A 3,214-nucleotide genomic window follows, 5' to 3' on the forward strand; every position below is an offset into this window, starting at 1 on the left:
TGCGAAGCTCGGTCGAGCCACCAACTCTTATACGACCGCGGTCTCACCGTTCACGTCATCCTGCGAGCCGAATAGCTGTAGGACAAGCAGACCGATGCGACGGCGTCGCTAGGTTTGCACGGGGGAGGCTGGCAGGCTGTCCTATAGTGGTCACTGCCGAATTCATTTGGAAACCTAATCAATAGGAGCTACGCATGGCCAAGAAATCCACCGCCAAGTCTGATGCCATCAATATCGGCATTAGCGCCAAAGACCGCGAAGCCATTGCCTTGGGCCTGTCCAAGCTGCTGGCCGATTCCTACACCCTTTACCTGACCACGCACAACTTCCATTGGAACGTGACCGGGCCGATGTTCAACACCCTGCACCAGATGTTCATGGTTCAGTACACCGAGCTATGGAATGCGGTCGACCCGATCGCCGAGCGCATCCGCGCGCTGGGGTCGGTGGCACCCGGCTCCTACGCCCAGTTCGCCGCCTTGAGCTCGCTGCCCGACGCACCGGCCAAGCCGCCCAAGGCGCTGGAGATGGTGCGCATCTTGGTGGAGGGCCACGAAGGCGTGGCGCGCACCGCACGCGCCTTGTTCGCCGTCGTTGGCCAAGCTTCGGACGAGCCTACTGCCGACCTGCTCACCCAACGCTTGACAGTTCATGAACAGACGGCCTGGATGCTCAGGAGTCTGTTGGAGGAATGAGGGCCTGAGGTAAAGCAGCGCAGGTGCCGGCCAGGAGGCCCGCACCAGGCTGTTCCTTGTCGGTGGTTTCGCCAAGAAGCCTCGCACAATTGGCATTCAGCCCAGGCCGGTCAAACAAATCAGAGTCCAAGGAGAGGGGCGAGCCGAGTTTGACGAATTCAAGGCCGATCACTCGCTGGCTGCGAAACGAGCTTCGGAAAATGTCTTGAAAAAACTGATCAAGGCGCTCTCGGATGCCGCGCCGGCGTGGCGCTAGGTGGATAGCTGCTTTGCCATGAAAACTCCGGTCGCTTCGGCTTCATAACGACCAAAAGGTTCGCATCGCTGGTAGCCGAGGCTGGCATAAAGTGCCAAGGCCGCGGGTTGGCGGATGCCGGTTTCGAGGCGGGCAAGCCCGATGCCGCGCTCGATCAAGTCTTGCTCCAAGGCTTGCATCAGCAGCCTGGCCAAACCCCGCCCGCGCTGCGCGGGTGGCACGAAAACCCGCTTGATTTCGCCGTAAGCAAGCCCAACCAGACGTGGATAGCTTCATGCGCATCTTTGTTCTCCTGCTGTTTTTTGTGCGCGCAGGATAGCAAAGCGGTGCCGCAAAAGACCAGCCGGGCTGATCAAATTCGCCCGCTGCGATAATCGGCGACCTAATTTTCCCGACCCATGCGTGCGGCTGCCCCAGCTGAGCGCCGAACGAGCGCCCCTTATGTCAGCCGAACTGCCCAGCCAAATTCAAACCGAAGTCAAACGCCGCCGCACTTTTGCGATCATTTCTCACCCGGATGCCGGCAAGACCACGCTGACCGAGAAGCTCTTGCTGTTCTCGGGCGCGATCCAGATCGCCGGCTCGGTGAAGGCGCGCAAGGCCACGCGCCACGCCACTTCTGACTGGATGGAGATCGAGAAGCAGCGCGGCATTTCGGTGGCGTCCAGCGTGATGCAGATGGAATACCGCGACTGCGTGATCAACTTGCTCGACACCCCCGGCCACCAGGACTTCTCGGAAGACACTTATCGCGTGCTGACGGCGGTGGACGCGGCGCTGATGGTGATTGACGCGGCCAACGGCGTCGAGCCGCAGACCCGCCGCCTGCTGCAGGTTTGCCGCGCCCGCAACACGCCGATCCTGACCTTCGTCAACAAGATGGACCGCGAGGTGCAGGACCCGCTGGCGCTGATGGACGAGATCGAGCGCGAGCTCGGCATGACGGTGGTGCCGTTCACCTGGCCGGTCGGCATGGGCAAACATTTTCACGGCGTGATGGACCTGCGCCGAAAGCAGATGCGCGTGTTCTCGCCCGGCGAGGGCCGTGCCGGCGGCGACGACGAGATTCTGCAAGGCCTGGACAACCCGGCCTATGCCGAGCGCTTCGGCATGCAGTACAGCCAAGCCGAGGGCGAGATCGAGCTGGTGCAGGACGCGGCGGCCGAGTTCAATCTGGATGACTTCCTGAGTGGCAAACTAACGCCGATGTTCTTCGGCTCGGCGGTCAATAACTTCGGCGTGCAGGAGATTCTGGACGCGCTGGTTGAGCTGGCGCCGCCGCCGGCCGAACGTGCGGCCATGCAACGCGTGGTGCAGCCGGACGAGCCCAAGTTCACCGGCGTGGTTTTCAAGATCCAGGCCAATATGGACCCCTCGCACCGCGACCGGATCGCTTTTCTAAGAGTCGTCAGCGGCCACTTTAAGCGCGGCATGCGGCTCAAGGTCGTGCGCTCTGGTAAGGAGTTACGTCCCAATACCGTGGTGAGCTTTTTGAGCCAGCGCCGCGAGCTGCTGGACGAGGCCTATGCGGGCGACATTATTGGCATCCCCAACCATGGCGTGCTGCAGCTGGGTGACACCATCACCGAGGGCGAGGCCTTGCAGTTCACCGGCCTGCCCTTCTTCGCGCCGGAAATGTTCCGCTCGGTCGAAGTGGCCGACCCCTTGCGCACCAAGCAGCTCAAGGCCGGCCTGACCCAGCTCGGCGAGGAAGGCGCGATCCAGGTTTTCAGACCCATCGCCGGTTCGGTCTTGCTGCTGGGCGCCGTGGGGCAGCTGCAGTTTGAAGTGGTGGCACACCGCTTGGAACATGAATACGGCTGCAAGGCCCGCATCATGCCGAGCCGCTTCCAGGTGGCGCGCTGGGTCACTTGCGACGATGCCAATGAGCTGAAGCGCTTCATCGACGCGAATGATCACCGCATGGCCTACGACGCGGTTGATGCGCCGACGGTGCTGGTCGAATACGCACCCGAGCTGCGCGCGATCGAGGCGAATTGGCCGAAGATCAAGTTCCACGCCTTGCGCGAGCATGCGGGCTTGGTGTTCCAGAAACGGCTGGACGGCTGAGACGGCCGGGAGGGCCGCCGAGCTGCTAATCCCCCTGTGACCCTCACTCCCCCTGCTGAAATGCGAAGTGGGAGAACTGACCCGCACTCCGTTTCAGCGATTTGAATGATCGTTCGTTCACCCTAGGAGCCCGGGCGGCAGAAAGCGGCGATAGCGTTCTCGACGAGCGACGAAGTCAAAAATGGCCCGCCGC

Annotated in this window: 3 protein-coding genes; 2 read left to right on the forward strand and 1 reads right to left on the reverse strand. The window is 62.0% G+C overall.

Translation table 11 applies throughout. The annotated features are described in order from the left end of the window. The first annotated feature begins 194 nt into the window (after nt 1-194). Nucleotides 195-695 (forward strand): Dps family protein, encoded by a 501-nt coding sequence (locus tag RMO57_RS14915; protein WP_310387921.1) that lies wholly within the window; start codon nt 195-197, stop codon nt 693-695. 252 nt (nt 696-947) lie between these two features. Here the strand turns inward: RMO57_RS14915 and RMO57_RS14920 are convergent, their stop codons facing one another. Next, a complete protein-coding gene (locus RMO57_RS14920) occupies nt 948-1,211 on the reverse strand; it encodes a GNAT family N-acetyltransferase (protein WP_310387925.1) in 264 nt (87 codons plus the stop codon). A gap of 181 nt (nt 1,212-1,392) precedes the next feature. Between RMO57_RS14920 and RMO57_RS14925 the strand changes: the two genes are divergently transcribed. Beyond that, nucleotides 1,393-3,021 (forward strand): peptide chain release factor 3, encoded by a 1,629-nt coding sequence (locus RMO57_RS14925; RefSeq protein ID WP_310387923.1) that lies wholly within the window; start codon nt 1,393-1,395, stop codon nt 3,019-3,021. Nucleotides 3,022-3,214: the final 193 nt, after the last annotated feature.

It is taken from the genome of Roseateles sp. (genome assembly GCF_031397715.1).
Lineage (GTDB): Bacteria > Pseudomonadota > Gammaproteobacteria > Burkholderiales > Burkholderiaceae_C > Paucibacter_A.

What these genes read in the sequence shown, in the direction of transcription:
- RMO57_RS14915 (WP_310387921.1), top strand. Translation starts at nt 195, where the DNA reads ATGGCCAAGAAATCCACCGCCAAGTCTGATGCCATCAATATCGGCATT.
- RMO57_RS14925 (WP_310387923.1), top strand. Translation starts at nt 1,393, where the DNA reads ATGTCAGCCGAACTGCCCAGCCAAATTCAAACCGAAGTCAAACGCCGC.